Annotated in this window: 19 protein-coding genes; 12 read left to right on the forward strand and 7 right to left on the reverse strand. The window is 37.6% G+C overall.

What is annotated here, in order from left to right; genetic code table 11:
• The first annotated feature begins 32 nt into the window (after nucleotides 1–32).
• The 5 genes from C4F37_RS04945 (at nucleotide 33) to C4F37_RS04970 (ending at nucleotide 7194) form a co-directional block, all read left to right on the forward strand.
• A complete protein-coding gene (locus tag C4F37_RS04945) occupies nucleotides 33–2666 on the forward strand; it encodes a DotA/TraY family protein (RefSeq protein WP_125105690.1) in 2634 nt (877 codons plus the stop codon).
• A gap of 562 nt (nucleotides 2667–3228) precedes the next feature.
• Nucleotides 3229–3963, forward strand: a complete 735-nt coding sequence (locus C4F37_RS04950; protein ID WP_001773963.1) for a hypothetical protein — start codon at nucleotides 3229–3231, stop codon at nucleotides 3961–3963.
• An 882-nt stretch (nucleotides 3964–4845) separates the two neighbouring features.
• Nucleotides 4846–5223 (forward strand): hypothetical protein, encoded by a 378-nt coding sequence (locus C4F37_RS04955; RefSeq protein ID WP_001773962.1) that lies wholly within the window; start codon nucleotides 4846–4848, stop codon nucleotides 5221–5223.
• Between the two features lie 210 nt (nucleotides 5224–5433).
• The gene (locus C4F37_RS04960) at nucleotides 5434–6687 is read left to right on the forward strand and encodes a hypothetical protein (protein ID WP_001773961.1); all 1254 of its coding nucleotides are present in this window, start codon (nucleotides 5434–5436) and stop codon (nucleotides 6685–6687) included.
• A gap of 225 nt (nucleotides 6688–6912) precedes the next feature.
• Nucleotides 6913–7194: a hypothetical protein gene (locus C4F37_RS04970; protein WP_001773959.1), complete on the forward strand. Its 282-nt coding sequence runs from the start codon at nucleotides 6913–6915 to the stop codon at nucleotides 7192–7194.
• Between the two features lie 68 nt (nucleotides 7195–7262).
• Here C4F37_RS04970 and C4F37_RS04975 read toward each other — a convergent pair whose 3' ends face one another.
• The 4 genes from C4F37_RS04975 to C4F37_RS04990 form a co-directional block, all read right to left on the reverse strand.
• Nucleotides 7263–7460, reverse strand: a complete 198-nt coding sequence (locus tag C4F37_RS04975; protein WP_077572384.1) for a transposase — start codon at nucleotides 7458–7460, stop codon at nucleotides 7263–7265.
• Nucleotides 7461–7529: 69 nt separating this feature from the next.
• A complete protein-coding gene (locus tag C4F37_RS04980) occupies nucleotides 7530–7964 on the reverse strand; it encodes a hypothetical protein (protein ID WP_001773958.1) in 435 nt (144 codons plus the stop codon).
• A gap of 111 nt (nucleotides 7965–8075) precedes the next feature.
• On the reverse strand, nucleotides 8076–8552 hold the full coding sequence (locus C4F37_RS04985; RefSeq protein WP_001773957.1) for a hypothetical protein: 477 nt from the start codon (nucleotides 8550–8552) through the stop codon (nucleotides 8076–8078).
• A 113-nt stretch (nucleotides 8553–8665) separates the two neighbouring features.
• Complete coding sequence (locus tag C4F37_RS04990; protein WP_001773956.1) at nucleotides 8666–9007, reverse strand: hypothetical protein; 342 nt, start codon at nucleotides 9005–9007, stop codon at nucleotides 8666–8668.
• A gap of 369 nt (nucleotides 9008–9376) precedes the next feature.
• Between C4F37_RS04990 and C4F37_RS04995 the strand changes: the two genes are divergently transcribed.
• Both C4F37_RS04995 and C4F37_RS05000 read left to right on the forward strand, forming a co-directional pair.
• Complete coding sequence (locus C4F37_RS04995; RefSeq protein ID WP_001773955.1) at nucleotides 9377–9907, forward strand: lipoprotein; 531 nt, start codon at nucleotides 9377–9379, stop codon at nucleotides 9905–9907.
• A gap of 10 nt (nucleotides 9908–9917) precedes the next feature.
• The gene (locus C4F37_RS05000) at nucleotides 9918–10193 is read left to right on the forward strand and encodes a hypothetical protein (protein WP_001773954.1); all 276 of its coding nucleotides are present in this window, start codon (nucleotides 9918–9920) and stop codon (nucleotides 10191–10193) included.
• Between the two features lie 85 nt (nucleotides 10194–10278).
• On the opposite strand, the gene C4F37_RS05005 is transcribed toward C4F37_RS05000, so the two are convergent.
• Both C4F37_RS05005 and mobQ read right to left on the reverse strand, forming a co-directional pair.
• A complete protein-coding gene (locus C4F37_RS05005) occupies nucleotides 10279–11421 on the reverse strand; it encodes a hypothetical protein (protein ID WP_001773953.1) in 1143 nt (380 codons plus the stop codon).
• A 78-nt stretch (nucleotides 11422–11499) separates the two neighbouring features.
• The gene (mobQ, locus tag C4F37_RS05010; RefSeq protein WP_001773952.1) at nucleotides 11500–12966 is read right to left on the reverse strand and encodes a MobQ family relaxase; all 1467 of its coding nucleotides are present in this window, start codon (nucleotides 12964–12966) and stop codon (nucleotides 11500–11502) included.
• Nucleotides 12967–14002: 1036 nt separating this feature from the next.
• Here mobQ and C4F37_RS05020 point away from each other — a divergent pair.
• Complete coding sequence (locus tag C4F37_RS05020) at nucleotides 14003–14311, forward strand: hypothetical protein (RefSeq protein ID WP_001608347.1); 309 nt, start codon at nucleotides 14003–14005, stop codon at nucleotides 14309–14311.
• A gap of 3 nt (nucleotides 14312–14314) precedes the next feature.
• Here C4F37_RS05020 and C4F37_RS05025 read toward each other — a convergent pair whose 3' ends face one another.
• Nucleotides 14315–15193, reverse strand: a complete 879-nt coding sequence (locus C4F37_RS05025) for a hypothetical protein (protein ID WP_001608346.1) — start codon at nucleotides 15191–15193, stop codon at nucleotides 14315–14317.
• A gap of 304 nt (nucleotides 15194–15497) precedes the next feature.
• On the opposite strand from C4F37_RS05025, the gene C4F37_RS05030 reads away from it, so the two are divergent.
• From C4F37_RS05030 to pilV, 4 genes are all read left to right on the forward strand, one after another.
• The gene (locus C4F37_RS05030; protein ID WP_001773950.1) at nucleotides 15498–15863 is read left to right on the forward strand and encodes a hypothetical protein; all 366 of its coding nucleotides are present in this window, start codon (nucleotides 15498–15500) and stop codon (nucleotides 15861–15863) included.
• Entirely contained in the window at nucleotides 15860–16165 is a 306-nt protein-coding gene (locus tag C4F37_RS05035; protein WP_001773949.1) for a conjugal transfer protein TraD, read from the forward strand. Before C4F37_RS05030 ends, C4F37_RS05035 begins: the two co-directional genes overlap by 4 nt.
• 397 nt (nucleotides 16166–16562) lie before the next feature.
• The gene (gene bfpA / locus C4F37_RS05040; RefSeq protein WP_000243502.1) at nucleotides 16563–17120 is read left to right on the forward strand and encodes a type IV pilus major subunit protein BfpA; all 558 of its coding nucleotides are present in this window, start codon (nucleotides 16563–16565) and stop codon (nucleotides 17118–17120) included.
• A 44-nt stretch (nucleotides 17121–17164) separates the two neighbouring features.
• Complete coding sequence (gene pilV / locus C4F37_RS05045; protein WP_024193504.1) at nucleotides 17165–18628, forward strand: shufflon system plasmid conjugative transfer pilus tip adhesin PilV; 1464 nt, start codon at nucleotides 17165–17167, stop codon at nucleotides 18626–18628.
• Nucleotides 18629–18643 lie beyond the last annotated feature (15 nt).

Below are 18643 nucleotides of genomic sequence, written 5' to 3' on the forward strand. Positions count from 1 at the left end.
AAATAAAAATGGAGCAACGCTCTTTGGATATAATGAGGATAGGATACATCCCGGCAGCCATTCTTTTTATGTGTTTGCTGATTACGCAAAATGCATACGCAGCAGATTTATTTACGGTTCCTGATACGGATAAATCAAAACTGTGGTTCTTGGATGTTTTATTTCCTGAGAATTTAGCCCAAAGCCCGTTAGCCAGCACAATGACAATCCTCAACAGTGCCATTTTGTTGGTTGGTGGGATTTTAGCAGCATACACGCTAATAGCCGGAACGATGTCAACGGCGCATGATGGCGAAATGCTGGGTAAGAAATGGTCCTCTATGTGGCTTCCTGTCAGGACAGCGTTAGGAACCGCAATGATACTTCCCGCAGCCGGTGGGTTCTGTGCAGCTCAGGTTATGGTGTTATGGCTGATAAATCAGGGTGTAGGTCTTGCCGATACGGTCTGGAATACGTATGCCGCAAATCCATCAGATGGTGCTGTTATCACCACGTCAGCGTCCTATCAGGAGCTTGACCGCATAGCAAAGACGGCATTCATCAATAATGTTTGTATGTTGAAGGCAGGCCAGCTATGGAAAAAATCGCATGAGAGTGCGTTGTTTCCCGGTGTTATGCCTGTGTTTGAAATGACGTCGGAAAAAGGAAAGTATTTATACCGATACAATTACGGTGCTAATAATGCTGGTAATGAAATGAATAAAAACTTACTGGTATCCAAATCAGCGTGTGGAAGTATCACATTGACAGACCCAGAGGCTAAAGCGTCTTACGATGAACAGTCTCAAGCTCAGGCACAGGCGGCTATCGCATCAGGTGGAATGTATATGAGCTACATGCCGCAGGAAATCAAAACCAATATATCAGCCGTTGTTGAAGCTCATAATGCAGCTTTTATTGCCCTGAATAACAATATGATGACGCTGGCAGAAAAATATGTCGCTGATAATAACATTGATATTCAGTCTGATATAAACAGTGCAACTGCTACCTACGTTTCTGTTATCGATACGGCGGTCAGAACTACATTTTCTACAGGCAACCAGTGGGATGACTTCAAGGATAACGTCCAGAAGGATGGCTGGTTCATGGCGGGGGCATGGAGTATGAAGTTGATCCGCATTCAGGATGCAATAAATGGTGCTGCTCACAATCTTCCTGTCGCGGGGCAACAGAGTATGGATTATGGCGATATTTTTAACAGTCTGAATGCTGTTATGGCAAAAGTGTCTCACGACATGGCGAGATCGACGACGGCATCAAGATACGCGAATGGTATTGATGCGCAAAACCGAACAGAAGCCAATACCACTGGTAAGGGGGGACAGGGGTCTAAAACAGATGATGCCAGTAAAATAATCACTTCACTCAAGAGTGAAGCAGATAAGAGTATTTCTGGCGCAATGGCTGGTTTCCTGAGTTCAAGCGTAATCAATGGCAGAAAACAAGGAAAACTCGTCGCATTTTCAACAGATACAACGGCAGCAAATTTACAGGCTATCAACCCCCTGTTAGCCGTTAAAGGCCTTGGCGATACACTCAGTACCGCCGGGTGGAGTTTATTAGGTGGCTCTGCTGTTGTTGGTGCAGGTCTTGGAATATGGACGTCATTTACTGCAAACTGGTTGTCTGGAGCCTTTGGTGCAATTGGTGTCGTTATGCCACTGGTGATCCCGCTATGGGTTGCTGGTGCTACATTAGCTGTTGTTATTCCAATGCTGCCATACGTCATGTGGTTTGGTGTCTGCGTGGGCTGGATGATTCTGTGCCTTGAAGCAATGGTGGCAGCACCATTATGGGTAATCACACACTTACATCCAGACGGAGATGGTGTTGTAGGACGAGGCGGTGCTGGCTATGGTCTGGTGCTGTCGTTAACTATGCGCCCGGCACTGATGGTAACGGGACTAATAGCCGCTTATACGATGCTTCCGATACTTGGTGGGGTGATTAATGAAACGTTCTCCGGCGCGTTCGGTATGATGTCAGCCAACGCCGGGATTAGCATCATAGAATCACTGGCCCTGATTGCTGTTTACATTGCGCTGATGTTTACGGTTGTGAAGAAATCGCTTTCGCTGATCCATGTTATTCCAGATGAAATTATGAAGTGGCTTGGCGTTCATAGTGGTCAGAGCATGTCGGGTTATGCTCAGTCGGCATCAAAAGGTGTGGAATCGGCAGTACTGGCAAAAACAGTATTAGATCAGTTATCACATTCTTCGAACGCGTTAGGTAATCAGATCAGAAACGGGCAAATGAATAAAGACCGTGAACAACAACGTGAGCTTCAACAGCAGCAACAAGTTCAACAAGGGAAAGCTCAGGCTTCCAGTAGAGCCAGTGATACTGGATCTGCATTCCGCACCCATATGAGTAATGCAGGACCGCTTGATCAGCAGGATGAATATCAATCCCTTGAAAGTGCCAACTCTGCTTACAGTGCGGCTGAAGCTGCAGATGCTGTTGGTGATACAGCGGGAGCTGCTGGCTATATGGATGTCGCTCAAAAAGCAGCTAACAGAGCGGTATCTTTTGGCGAGCATAACAGGCCATTGTTGCCACTAAATCTTCAAAGTAAAGCGTCTCCTATAGAGAGTTTTAAGACTCCGGGTAAAGGTGATGGGGGCGGATCTTCTGGTGGAAGTGAAGAACCGAGTCAATGATGAATAAAGGTATTAGAGGGCTTCGGTCCTCTTTTTAATGGATTGTATCCTTCATCCTTATTGTATTTTCGCCTTTGACGTGTTTTTAGGATAAATACATCATCAACAGGGGCAATCTCTTAGAGTTGCTACACAAAATATAGTTTTCCTATCTATTTAAGAACAAAATCTATATATCTAAGTAATAAACTAACTAACTAACTAACTAACTAACTAACTAACTAACTAACTAACTAACTAACTAACTAACTAACTAACTAACTAACTAACTAACTAACTAACTAACTAACTAACTAACTAACTAACTAACTAACTAACTTAGTCTCAGTAGGTTTAATATGAATGTGTTGCTGTTCTTTAACAGACCCTACCGGGAGTGTTGTTAAACCTGAGAGGGGCAACATTTCCTAATTGTCATTAGTTCTTTCTTCATATTTCTGGAACGCAGATTGTATTCAAGGTATCTTTAGCGAAGTGAGAGTTTCTACATTTCATGAATGTCAAACTGAATGTTAGAAAAGGAATATCTCATATACATACGATTTATAACTCGGGAGATGACATGTTAAGAATCAATCAAATAGTAAAGATCCTTGGTGAAATGAAGGCATATGCCCCTTATACATACAAAAGTAAAACAGATAAAGTGGTTGATAAAATACATGGTAGATTAGTCAGGCTCGGGGTTTTTATCATCGCTTTACTTGCTTTATGCATTGCTTTGTATAAATTCAATAGTTGTTTTAGAACCGAGACAGTTGTAGATGTTATTTTTGGGTTGTATTTTACAGGGGTGCTAATAGGATTAGTAATAATGGCATTGCCACCTATCTTAGGAATAAAACATTTGATTGATTGGAAGAAAGAAGCTTTTAATGACTTTATTTGCGAAATATCACATGATGAAGATAACGCAAAGCGTCTTTTAGATTATTCAGAAAAAGAATTATTGTATGCGATTCACTGGATACAACTTAAGATTAATAGAATAACGATGAGAGTTAGTAGCTTTTTTGGCGAAAAAACAGCAGTACTCTCGGTATTGGGTCTCTGCTATTCGGCAGTACAGGCATCAATTGGCTTTGATAAATTAAGTCAAACATTTATTGGAGACTTTTCTAATGCGGATTCTACTAATACTATTATCATGTTTGGATTAGCACTTTTGCTGGGTATGTCATTGGGGGCATTAATGTTGAAAAAAGTTGCCAGCCACCAGTTATATCTGAAAGAAATTGTTGAGTTGGCAATAAGAATCAAGAAAGATGTCGAAAACAAAGGAGAAATATCGGAATAAGGTTAGTGTCATACATAAATATCAAACATGAGCCATGTAGAAATCATGGCTCAATTGCGTATGTTATAATATTATATTTGACAAATGAAATATTAAGATGTAAATAGAATGAAGATACAAAAAAAGCCAACTTATCAAAGTTGACTTTTTAAGGACTAAAAAAGTTTTGCCGACTTTTGAAGCCTTGTAATCAGTTAACCAGATAACATGACTACAAATATAATAAAGTATTAAATAATCTTTTCATATTTGTCAAATCTAAATCTCAACTTTTTACAAGTCTGTCAAATACCATTTCCAAAAACTAATCTAGTTCTCAAAAGCAATAACGTTAAACCTGATTGTACGGGTCTGAGAAGGTAGGAGCGAAAGTGTTTGATTCATTCTCAAGGTTATTGTCGATGCCAAAGCGGGGAGTCTGCGTAACATCAACTCGAAGCGCACATCTAAGGCTTATAAAAACAGCAGTGTAATTTTCTTTAGCAAAACGAGAAAATGTTTTTATAGCTATGATGTTGTCTATGGGAGTGCAGAAGGGTGTCGCAATATGGAAACGTATTGCAATTCTAAGTCATAGCATGAGAAGCGTCTTGTCCTATTACGTGTATAAAATTTGAAAATCATGAGATTGTTTTGAAACTTTAATATGCGGATTAGGAGAGGCGAAGCTCTAGAAAAACCATACTACTCCTGACGGAGTTCCCTCTAAAACCCTAAATCTTTTAAAATAAATTAAATAGTAAAACTAGTACAGAAAAAATATAAATCTAAAGTGATTTGTGAAAATATGCATTTTAAATGGTTTTAAAAAACGAGTTAATTTGAAAAAACAAAATTTTAATTGTATTAAATAGATAACTTACATAATAAAGAGTCAGAAAAATGAAAAACGAAACTGAAGAAGGTTCTGTAACAAATAATAACGAGGGAAGTTTTAATGGAACCAATATTGAAGATGGAAACAAAAAATCAGATCTCGGGATTAAAAAAGAGAAAAAACAAATGGATAAAAATATGAATAAGCATGGACGTTTAAGAAGCGTGACAGTATCGGAAAAGAAATTTCTTGATGATGCAGTGTGTGAGGCAATGAAAGTGAAAGGTAAGAATCTTACCAAAGAAGAGAGAAGAAAAGTTCTGGGTGTTGCTCGTGAACAAATATGTTCTCAGCGTAAAGCTAATCAGATTAAAAGTGAAAGAACTAAAGCAAGACATGCTGCAGTGTTTGAATGGAAACGCCCTGATTCTTTTCGTCGCTAAAAAACTCCATCCGAATTTGTTTAAATATTATAAATCGACATGGCAATTCTCTTAATGATGATTCAGGAGTGAATATATTAATCTGAGTTGGTTTTAAAATCTATGCTTTTTAAACACGATAAGGGATCATTAAGCATAGTCAGAACAATTGACAATTCATTTTTAATTTATTAATTAATAAAGAATGTAATGAATTAAAGGGAGTGTGTGATGAGTCATGGTAATTTCAAAATAAAAAGAATAGCAGCGACTTCGATTTTGTGTTTTTCTGTTCTGTATTCAAATACAGCTTTTGCTGTCTGGCCCGTCACGGAAGAAGTATTGACACCTTACGTAATGGGGGCATCCCCTCAATCTATGGGAAATGGAATGATTGAGACATTAGTCTCAATGAATGACAAACTTGCACAGGCTAATATTACTGCTAATGAGAATCAAAAGAACTCTGTTATAAGCAATGCAAACCAAGCTATTCAGGAGCAAAGAATGCAAAATATCCTTAAGCGAATTCCTGATGCTAATGCTTGTGAGGAAGCTACAGCAGCAGGAGGTAGAGGGTCGGCAGGATCAAACACAAGCTCAGCTAAAGCTGCTTTAGCTGAAAATAGTGTGAAAATGTTTACGGGAGCAAGCACCGGTATAAATGAGGCTAAAAATAACGTGATGGGCCGAGTCTCAATTGAAGTCTGTTCTGACGAGGATGTGAAATACAACAGAGGTGGATGTAGTGCTATTGGTGCATATGCTGATAAAGATAAATCTGCTACCTCACTCACCACACCACCGCTATCCATATCTGATGCTCAGGGGAATAAAGTTTCAAACCAATCATATGACGTTAAACAGATGAAAGTGGCTGACGCTGCTAAGCGAAATCTAATCGGTAATTTACCGCTACAGCAGCTAAATGACAGGAATCTTGAAGATACGAAAGAAGGACGCGAATACCTGTCAGCATTCTCAAGTTTTGTTGCCAGAAGCACAGCGGGAACTAATGCTGTTGATTCTATTCTGGCAATAAAGAAATCTGGTGATGTATCAGTAAACTCAAGAGGAGTAAACATAGGCTCTGGACTTGGTTCTACAGCAGGAGCAAGTCAGGCGTGGACTGATGCGTCTGTGAAAACCAAGTATGCGACATTATTCCCCGGAGCAGAGTTCCCGTCTAAACCTTCGGAATGGGAAATGTTGAGATATGAGATCTATTCTCGTTATGCGGATACTACTGGTGCTGATGCATGGCAGGTCAAGATCAGCAGTACAGATGAAAAAGAAACCGCACATGAGCAGGCAAGAATGCAGGCCATTGATTTAAGATTACAGATGCTTCTAATAGAAAGAACAGAAGACACAAATATTTTATTAGCAGCTCTATTAGGACAGCAACTACAACCTGTTGATAAGGTGATGTTGAATAACCTGAAAATCAATGCGACAAAATCAACACAGGCAGCAACGAAATAATAATTTATAAGGTTAATATGGAAAATAAAAAATGTAAAAAGATGATCTCAATAAAAACAATACTCATGAAGAAAAAACTATGGATGAAATTTACGTTTTTACCTTGTTTTTCTACCTGTTATCTGCGTGATGATAACCATCATCAGTGGAAAACTGTGTTATTTCTATTGGGTGTTTTTTGGATAAATATCGTAAAAAAAGTAATGTTAAGTCAGAGAGGTTTGTATGAAAATAACAAGCGAAAATATTTTTTATGTTAGTGGTAATGCTAAAGAAGCTGTAATTTCAAGATATTTTTATTTTTCACTTGAAGATAATGTATCATCTTATGATGACGATAGTGACTATTTTATGTTGTATAAATATATTTCCTTTTCTTATAGTGAATGCAACAGATTAGATGCTTTTATTCATTCATTAATATCAAAAAGTGATCTTAATTTTATTCGAGCACTAGAGGATTATACGGCTTATAGATCCAGAAAAGATTTTAAAGTTATTTTGTAAAGAGCGTAAATAATGAGTTATTTTTGTTCTAAAGATATATTTAAAAAAGGCACTTCGAAAGAAATACATCAAATGATTACAGGAAAGTTGCCACCTATTGATGGAGCGTATATATGGCATGGTCGTGGGCTAAACTTATCTCTTTTGCGCAATGATGTTTCTTCAACACCAAAACGTTCAGCGATACGACGTGCGCCATCGTGTCCGGCAAGATAATGATTAACGGCAGCTAATCTGGTTTCGAGAGAATATTTTGGCTTTGCCACAAAAAAATGCACCTTAATCAGTTGGGTGTCCAACTTTTGGGGCGCAGTCCATTATGCTGAGGCTTATTTTTAAGGTCTCGGTCTTCTTAGCTTAACTGGAGAGATATTTTCTACACCATGCTCTTTCTCTAAATATTCGAATAATTTCACTTTTTCCTCGTCGTGAAGGTTGTCGTATTCCTCATTAGAATCTTCAATTTTTTGGTATGGGGATATGTCCTTGAGTTTATCGGGTGAGCCGTCTTTGAATTTGGCTACTTCTGCCTTGTAAATGGGAATATTACTGTAGTTCAACTTATAGCATTCCAGAATAGCGGCTTTTTCATCATCAGGAAAGCTGTTCTTGTATGTTAAACCTACAGTGTCGTAAATAATATACATATAGATCATTTCTGATTTATCTATTTTTCCTTTAATAACTTCACTGGGAGCAATATTGCTCATAAGATATTTTGGAAGGACGATTAGCTGTACAACATACCGAGGATTAGAAACGATGGTCATATTGAACGTTCCATAAGGTGAGTGAATTTTAGACGTATTTGTAGGAGACACAGTAGAGAAGTGTCTTATTGAAATTTAATTGAATGTTATGAAAAAATACTTAGTTTCTTCTTATGTCTTGTTCTTTATCTCGCGCTCTGGGTAAGGGAATTTTAAGCAATTAGCTTCTGGTGTAAGGCCACCATCATTGACCCATTTCCACCATTTCTCTTTGTATTCTTCAACCGAACAGTAATCTTTCTGGTGCTGAATTTCGTCTAAGATGCTTTCTTTTTTTTCAGGCCATTGCTCTTGAAGGCGATTTAACGTTCTCTCAAATATATTTACCTTCATGATCAATTTAAAAGAAATTGCTTTTTGTTCTTCCAGACGCTGCTCATAATCAGCAATAGCCTTTTTATGACTGTTGATTGTATTATTCAACTGCACCTGTATTCTACTAACCCTGTCATTAGCCATAGATGCTTCAAACTGAGCTTGCTGAGAGTTCAGTCTGGCCTCATTAGCCTGTTGATATGAATCTACTATCTCTCTGTTGCGTTGTGCTGCATTATAATCATAATTCCAGAATGGATTTTTTCCAGACATAAATAAACCTCATTATTAAATATTACATGTGTATATAATTAAATATTAATTTTTAAAAAAGCAAATATATTTGCGGTTTCCTTTATAAAAGAATTAACATTTTATGTTTTATTTTATATTCTGTTAAATATCTGCTCATCAAATATGTTAATCCATCTCTCACAAACTCTTTCGCTGCCTTCCGACTTAACAGTAAATTTCCATAAAGCATTGTTGCTTCCAGATGTGAGAATACAGATCTCTGCATCACCGAAATCAGTGTTTGGTAATGTGTAATTGATTTCCCGGATTTGGTTGTAGTCATATACGGCATTAATGCCAGATGCATTATTGAATAGCCGCACAAAACATTTATTCAGATCAATAGAGAATCCAGACTGTTCATAGACATATGATAAAACAGCACTGTCAGACATTGCTTGAATGCTGTCGGTTTCCTTGACGATGACTTCCATAACCACCTCACCAGATCCTACTGAACGACCTACGCGAAGCATATCATTTTGTGAACAGATCTCAATAAAATGATCGATATAAAAGATCGATAATTTATTATTGATAGTTTATAACGATTGATTGTGCGTTTTCGATCGGCAATTAATTGTTATTATCGATCAAATATTTATTTATGATAGATAAGAACTATTATAAGGTTGTTTTTGATCGTTTTAAACGATATGACGAGAAGTTAAAAAAATTGAATCCTATCAATTGGTTAAGCGGTGGTTTTGCCATGTGATATCAGCCGGATCCCGCAACAACTCTAGCCCTGACCGGATTAGGTCAAAAATTTAGGCACTTTGATTATCAGGATGGATAAGCAGATGAAGAAGATTTTACTCGTTGCTGGCGCAGCTCTGGCACTGGCGGGATGTGGTGAGAAAGGTGATTTTGAGAAAGCGATTAATACCAAGATTGGGCAGGACAAATACTGCTTCTCGCTTGATAACAATAACACCAGCTTCCCCATCCGTCTTGCCAAACCACGACTTGATTCGACTGGCACAGGGACCAATTCAGTGATCCTCGATGGCTTTGTTGAGCAGGGCCTGATGGTTTTTGAACAGGGCTATGATTCGAACGTATTAGGGATAACAGAGGAAGGCAAAAAAGCCAAAGTCTGGAGCACAGCAGACGGTGCCTGTGTTGGTCGTCGTGCTGTTGACGAGATTAAGGAATGGACGGAACCGGGTAACGGCGGTCAGAAGGTTGTTCGCGTATCGTATACATGGAAGCTTAATGACGTTCCGAGCTGGATTGACAAAAAGGCGTTCGCCAACGTTAAAGGGATGAATGAACCTGCTGATGGTGCAATCAATCTCGTTAAAACAAGTAATGGTTGGAAAGCCAATTAAGGACGCCATCATGGAAAACAATACCATCAAATGCCCGTTTTGCTTCAAAGAGAGTCAGCGTGGGGTTCACGTCTGTACAGGCTGTTTAGCGACGGTGTTATATGGCACTTATCCCGGCTGGTATGCTGCTGTTGTTTTGCTGTTGACTTTTGGTTTATCGGCGTTGAGCGGTATGTCAACAGGTATGGCAGGAGCTACTATCAGCCTTCCGTTAATCGCTATCGTAGGATTTGTAGCTGGTAAGGTTATTTTTGCTGACAATGTAGTGTTTTGGCGAAGAATGTAGCTAGCAGCTATAAATAATAAACCACTACCAACCCGCATTGTGGTGGTGGTTTATTATCTTATTCCCTGAAATAAAACTCACATCCTTATTGAATGTTGTTGAAATATTCTGAAATTAAGTCGGAATTTTTAAAATATGAGTCTAGAATCTGAAATAATAAAAACTCGTTATTGTTCTTAAACATAAAAGGGATTTTGGCATTATCAATTTTAAATGACTTTGTTTTTTTATAGCCTTTAATTTTGGAATCTGATAATTTTTTCTCATATTGTTCTAACGTATAGGATATGAATTCATGGTCTAAATGTTGTATATAAAACGCATTATTAAGGTTGAAATACTCAAGGTGAATAACCTGTGTAATGACATCATTATTTACCATCTGAAAGTCATCTCTTAATTCTTCAAAGGTGATACTTCCCTCTCTTGAATCATGATGAACCCAAAAGCTATTCGCGTAGTTATCAATAGAATAAAATTTTGAAACTGAGGGGAGATCTGCCACATCCAACTTTAGAGGTGAACCAAACTCCATGTCTTCAAAAAATGGAATGTAGTCGGTTATGTTATCTATTCTAAATGAAATGTTAGTGATAAGCTCTAAATCTATTAAAGCCTGAAGTGTAGTTAATAATTTTCGTGGAACAGGTATCCAAAAATGGGCACCTATTCGTTTGTCTACTATTGTTTGACTATCTTTATTATTACATATTGAAATGTTTTCGTTTAAGCTTAATAACTTGTATCTTTTAAATTGAGAATCAACATTATTAATGTTTATTTTAATTTCATTATATTTCTTTTCAATTGTTTTGGCCTTTTTCATGTCGATAATGGCTGACTTGTTTTTCATGTTCATATAATTTTCAAACAATAAAGCACCGATATAATAATATTTGTAATTAGAAGTGATGTATGTGTTATCCTCCGAGCCATGAACGTTTTTATATGAATTGTCCATAATATCTTTCATATCTCTATGGCTGTGTTTTATTATTTCAGTTAATTCATTGTAATTTATATTGGTATTGTGTTTTTTGTTAAAGATAGAAATGATATATAACTGAAAGGATGACTTTTCTAATGAGATACTTATGTGGGGGAATAACTCATCAGTGAGTAAGTTGGACCGTTCAATGAATGCTCGATAAAAAGTCCCCAAGGAACACCATTTGCTTTTCTCTAATGGAAGATTGTTTATTTTGTCAAACCACTCATTGATTTCCATATAATTCTATCTCTTTTTTATCATGACAAGAAATGAACATCATTAACTATTATTCTACAGCATTATAGGAGTCATGTATTACGGTGGACTCAGTTTTGGCGCGCTTCCTTGCCTCATGTGTTCTGGTGGCATTGAAGGTGTGAGATCTATGCTTCTATTGACTTCCGGCTGTTCCTGATTAGGACGGCTTGGGAAACGCTTGATTTCATCAGGTTTTAATTTATAGTCACCATTGTTAAATATGGCGCGTCTTTCAAACTCCGAGCGTGGAACATTGACACCCAGCACTTCATCATAGATATAGTTCTCTGCGATACGCTTATCATGGTCAGCATCAATGGTATCGGGTTTCCTTCTGGCCCATATAAATTTCTCTCTTATATATCCTACTATCAGTAGTGTGAAACGCTTAAATAAACCATTCTGGCGGGGCTTGGTCTGTTTCCTACTCTTCATAGGAGCGCGGTTCATCGCTCTGGTGTTTTGAAGAGATGGGGTTTTCAATTGAGTGGATGTATTTGGTTCAGGCGCAACCAGAACAGGGGATTTCTTCCCTGAAACATTTACTTTACTGACCTTATTGGGATCACGGTAAGATTTTGCTGCTGGTCTTCTGCTTGTAGTTGCTGTTGCCACAATCGGCTGCTGTTCTACTGTTGCCGGGTAGTCTGGAAGAACAATCTCTTCGGGTTCAGCAAGATGTGTAATCGTAAAGCTTCTGACATCAACAACGATTTCCAGTGGTAGCTCACTGAATGTGGTGTAGACCTTCTTGGCCTCTTCAATTTGATGATCGCGTTGAGCTTGTTCAGTAGCTCGCTGTTCCTGAGACTCTTCGTCATTCCATTTAGCACGATGAACACGTTGCATTGCTGGGCGGTTTGTTTCCGTTGCTTTGGCAAGCCAGAATGCTTTTTCTTCGGCACTGAATGCTTCTTCTGCGTGAGCAAGGGCATCAGCACATTGTGTCCTGAGAGAACGGTGATCGATACGTTCTTCACTCCCTGCAGCCTCAAGGTAGCTGTTTGACATCGTGGCCCATGACTCACGCCATTGGATCATTATCTTCTTATCATTCCAGCTTCTGTCTTTTTTACCGAAGCCTTCGGGACCAATGGTTTTCAGGGTTAACATGACGTGAGCATGTGGGTTCTTACTGTCTAAATCATGGAAAACGATATCAGCAATCATTCCTTTATCAACAAAGTTCTTTTGGCAGTATTCGGCAACCAATTTTTTCTTGTCATCGTTGTTGAGTTCTACTGGTATAGCGACATCAAAATAACGGGCTGTTTGACCATTGTTCTGGCGTTCCACTCTTTCAACTTCATTCCAGAGTGCTGAGGAGCTTTCAATAATATGAGCAGGTGTGGAAAGAGGGGCTAATATAATATGACCATGTAGATCAGTTCTGTGGCTGAAATCAAATGTTTCTCCAATGCGATCATCCGTAATACGTGTACGGGCATGGTAGGCAGCTTTCGCAACAGAAGTCATGCCTTCGCTTCGTTTCACAATTTTAAAATCCAGATGAAAAATCGCCATTAAAAATATAACCTCAAATATAAATGCTGCTGTTAGTTTTTCGTCAGAAAAACTTCGGGGTTGACGTTGACCTTGGTTTTGCTTTTAGCCTGCGGCAGCAACCGTCGGTAGACCCCACACACTGCGTAGCAGTGTATAGGTGGGCATTGTCTTTAAGAAAATAAGCCAATGTAAAATGCCCCTCTTATCAATTAATACGAAATATATGTATTGTTGTAAAATAATACGCCGGGTTAAGCGGCGCAAACTGGATTAAAGGTGTAGGTTTCACGTCCACAGAACAAAAAGAGTAAAGAAAAGGCCCGTAAGGGCAAAAGAGGTATTAATTATTCCCGCCGTAAGGCGGGATAGCTAAATTTGATGAAAAAAAACAATAAAATAGAGAGTGTTATGTGTTGCACAATTCACAGGTTGAGGTTGGAAAATAGAGTTTAAAATTTACAGGTGAAAATAAAAACACGAATGTGCAAAAATAAGTAACGCGGAGAGTGCCAGATGTTTTTGGTTAGTAATTACTATCACATGCGTTGCACTATTTTATTTTTATGGCAATCAAATTTAATCTATGCGGCAAAAACACTTTATTTGGATAGTTTTACTGCTAAGTGCGTAGATCTTATCTATAGACATTATTTCATTGCATTGACAAACTGATAAGATCACATATTTATTATGGTATGTGTATATTTAATATGGAGTCTTTGAATGAGAAATATAAGTATAAAAAGCCAAAACCTAATGATAATATTATTTTTTATTGCTCATAAACATACTTGCGTTTATGAGCGTTGATACTACGGATAATGTATGGATAATACTATTTGCTTCTTCTGTCTTTTTTATGGACTTCGTTATTATCACTATGCTCATTATGTTTTTTATCGTCTATATTGGTAGTGTCTGGGAGAGGCTTTAACTTTTTAAGACGATCTTCTACTGAGCTTTACCCACTCATGGAATTTATTATAATTTTATGATTTGACTGATGAGAATAATTGTATTACTCCATGTATAATAATTAACATAAGGAGATATAATGGAGTTTAGAAAATCTAGATATGAAGACGGAACATATTTTCAGGAATTTACTTTTTGGGAAAATGCAACACTTAGAGCATTATTTGAATATCAAAAGTTACTGGATTTAGGATTGATTGAAAAACCAAAAACAGATCAAGAATTTTGTGATATTCTGGGAAAGATAATGGGGAATATAAAAGTGGTCGGTGATTTACCTTTTGCAGAGTATGAGTTGGAACAATTTGATACATCATCAATATCTATCGACTTGATAAAGCTGGTATTAAACCAGCCGTTATCAAAAATAATTAGCATTCCAGAATAAATACTATTGAATAATTGATTTTGCTAAATCGTTTAGCCGTGCTCTTTTTTTCATAGTATTAAAAAAATATGTGCCATCAAAATATATTTTTTCTTTATAGAGTATTTTTGCTGAATCTATAGTCTGATCCTGTTTTTTTTCTACAATATATAACATTACCGATTCATCATCATTTTCTGTCGAAATGGTATGATTAGAGAAATAAAACAGGATTTTATTATAAGGACTGCCTTTCTTTCTATTAACATAATACAGGCTCTTATCATAAAGTTCTGTACCGGATGTTATAAATGATTCTGAGTTTTTATCTATATTTTCTTTGATTTTTCCGTTTACTCTACAACCATAAAGATCCTGAGCATTTGCGATGTAGACAAATGATAACGGTAAATTATATAAGTTAATCGCTCTATACTGGTGTCCATCACAAGCGTTGAAATCCTCAAGCATTTGAGCTAAAACGGAATCAGAAAAATTGATGCCTATATGTGATTCAATTGAGTATATAAGTAGATCGAAATAATTTTTAACAGCATCTTTTATTTCATTATTTGATTTATTATTAATATCTCTCTTGATTTTTGCATCAAGATTTGTTGGGTTTGCAAGTGAGCAATCATCATAACCTTGTTGAGAATATGATGCGATACCCATTACATCATGTTTAACATGCTTAGCATATAAAGTTTTTGATTCCGTCTGATTATTTATTCTATTAACCAAAAGGACCGGATTGTGACATCTTGGGCATAAAGCGTATGCTTTAGTTTCTCCATTAACCTTTTGAATATAGGGATAATGTCTATGCGTTTTTTTATAAAATTTATCTAAAGTCAAATAAACTGCATTATCAGGATCAGTGATGAGACTAAAAATATTCATAATTACCTCTTATGATTAATCGTTGCCTATCATGCATTGTAAACGTTGGAGGATATAGATAAAAGAAGTTTTAGAATAATGTGTATCATTTGATAACTTAATTACTGATGATTTTGGATTAGGTGAATCACTAATTATTGTGCATATGACTTAATATTTTAAATTAAGGATGATTACAAGGGATATTTTCGGTTGTAGATTTAGGATTAACATCCTATTGTAAAATCTAATACTTTATTAATTTGACGTTATTTCTCTTTGGTGATAGTTAAATATAATATTCAATAACCAAAGGAGATAAAAAATGAATGCACAACTGGCCTATGTTTTTACTATTGATACTCGTATTCTTCAGAACAGTAATGAAAGGATTACTGAAATTTTCATTGCGAAATATAAAGAAGGAATAACGTATCATTTTGGCCCTGATATGGAACGATTTGAGTCCTGCTTTGAAGCAGCGCTTTTTGCTATTGGTGAATGGCAAATAAAAGTTGATGCGATGACACGATACCATGAGGAAGATGAAGTGATGGAGTTCTTTAGCTCTATACCATCAGATGAAGCGGGAAATCTGGCGACGTCCATTTTGCTGTTCAGTGATGTTCTTGCCATGAAAGGCGTGGATGAGGTATTTGGCTATTTTTTGGGTAAGGATAATGTTGTATGAGTGATGAAAGTAAAAAACCAAGAACAGAAAAAACATTAAAGCAGAAAGTAGCATTTGCTCAACTTGAGCTTAACCGACTTAAGTCAATGGAGAAATCAGAACGAAAGAAAGTTGAAACCCGGCTAAAGATTATTCTTGGTGCGGAAGTAGCTAAGGCTATGCATTGCGATATCGAACAGGTGGATAAGGAACTTGTCATGGGGATTTTGCTTTCAGTTTCTGACCTGAATGATATTGAAAGAATAAAGTATATAAAAGCAGGGAGATGGTTTCTTGCTCAAATGGATGGAAGACAAAAATAAAAAAACTAAATTTATTTTGCTTCAGGTATTGATATCTAATTATTATCTGTTATCTATATAAAAGAACAGAACGCAGGATCATCCTTTATTAATATTTTTTTCCTTTTCAATCATGCGTTCTGTTTGACCAGTAATCTGTTAATTTTTATCTTTATGTAGCGAACGTCATTATTACTTTTTTATCAGATATGATAAATATCCCATGAGGAAGTAATAATGACAGTAGTAGTGATAACAAATGTTGTTTTTAAATCTCCCGGAAGGCAAAGAGAAATCTTTGCCTTTTTTAATTCATCCGTCTATCAGATAGAGTTAAATATATCTTGCTATTTCTATTGCCAGATAGGAGAGAAGAGTTATAACAGGAGATATCATTAAAACAAAAAAGGAGATAATAATGGTTTTATTAAATAACAAAAGAAAAAGCAAGAAAGGTTTCTCACTACTCGAACTATTACTTGTTTTGGGCATCATTGCTGCATTAGTGGTAGCGGCTTTTATCGTTTATCCCAAGGTTCAGGCTTCACAAAGAGCGCAGGCAGAATCCAATAACATTGCCACCATACAGGCAGGTGTTAAAGCGTTATACACATCGGCTTCAAGCTTTACTGGCCTGACAAATACTGTGGCTGTTCAGGCAAAAATCTTCCCTGACAATATGTTAAGTGGGTCAGGAACGGCTGCTAAACCCATCAATGCCTTTAAAGGTAATGTGACGCTGGCTGCGACAGCTACAGGGCCATCATCAGCGGCTGGATCTTCTTTCACTATCACATACGATAATGTGCCAGCAGCGGAATGTGTGAAGATTGCGACAGCGGCAGCCGGTAATTTTTATATTACTACGGTAGGAACCAAGGTTGTTAAAGCCGCTGGAGGAACACTCGATGTGGCAGCTACGGCAGCAGCATGTACGAATGCCACAAGCAATACATTAGTTTTCACGTCTATTTAATGAAGAGGGCGCAGGCCCTTTTCTTTCTTATTGCTAAAACAGGGATGATAAAGAAAAAAGGATTTACCTTACTGGAAGTGACTATTGTTTTAGGTATTGGAACGCTTATCGCTTTTATGAAGTTTCAGGATATGAGAAACGATCAGGAAGCAGTATTGGCTGATAATGTCGGAACACAGATTAAACAACTCGGTGAAGCAGTTAACCGCTATATCAGTATTCGCTATGACAAGATTTCCACACTGTCATCATCCAACAATCAAAGCAGTGATCCGGGGCCAAGAACCTGTTCGGCTGCTGGTTGTGAAATCACTTACCAGACGTTAATTAATGAAGGTCTGTTGCCTGTGGGCTATACAGGAACGAATGCGCAAAAAGCATCCTACAAAATTGTGTTAAAGCGTTCAGGAACAGCGCCGGATTACGTCATTAATGGCCTTATAACAACAACCAGTCCGTGGACAGAAGGAAAGAACATTCGCTATGACCTGTTAGGAAAAGCGGTTCAGTCGGCAGGTGTTGATGGTGGGATGAGCAGAAACACCAAGATAGCGTCCGGCTATGGTGGTCAGTGGAGTGAGAATTCTAATAGCTACAGCAATATCACGGGTGGTGGATTGCTGGCTTACCGTGTAGGGTATAACTCTTCAATGTATTCTGTTTACCTGCGTCGTGATGGAACGTTGCCGATGACAGGTGATCTGAATCTTGGTGGGAAGAGCATCAAAAACATCAAAGATATTACGGCATCAGGGACAACAACAACCGGAGCACTTAAGACAACGGGTAATGCGTCTGTTGCATCCGATCTTGGTGTGGGTGGAACATCTACCCTTAATGGTCCTGTAAATATCAACAACAACCTGAAGGTAAAATCCGATACCTATCTGAACACGCTATCTACAACCGGACTGGCTAAGTTCGGAGGACGTATAGCAACCAACGGACTTAATCCAAACGATTTGCCTGCTGGGTGGGCTGGCGGTGTTCGCACCTATGATTTGTATGCGTCAGGGACTGTTGGTGTAGGAACCGGTAAAACAGTTAAAGCTTACATGAACAATGCGGGTAATATTTACGCGTCAGGTAATCTAACTGCCGGAACGATAAAATCTAATGGCACAATTGAATCAACTGGCAGAATCAAGGCTGGTGAATATCTTCATTTGAATGGTCAGGCAACGTTAAATGCGAAATGTACGCCTAATGGTCTGGTGGGGCGAGACAGTACAGGTAGAGTCTTATCGTGTGTTAACGGTAAATGGCAGACAGCAAGCGGTGATGGCCTGAAAGGTATTTTTATAACAATAACCGATCAAACATCTGGATATAAATGTGTAATACCGAATAGTGACACTGGGACATGTGCCTGCCCGGGATCAATGTATAGTCCTCAGTTTGGTTATATATCTGGAACACTTATTGCGGAATATGATGAACGTCGTTGTAGTGGTAGTAAGAACGAGCACTGTTATAGTAATTTCAGAAGGTTATATGCATGTAAATAAAAGTAGTATACAGAA

Source organism: Escherichia sp. R1 (assembly GCF_003000935.1).
GTDB lineage: Bacteria > Pseudomonadota > Gammaproteobacteria > Enterobacterales > Enterobacteriaceae > Escherichia > Escherichia coli.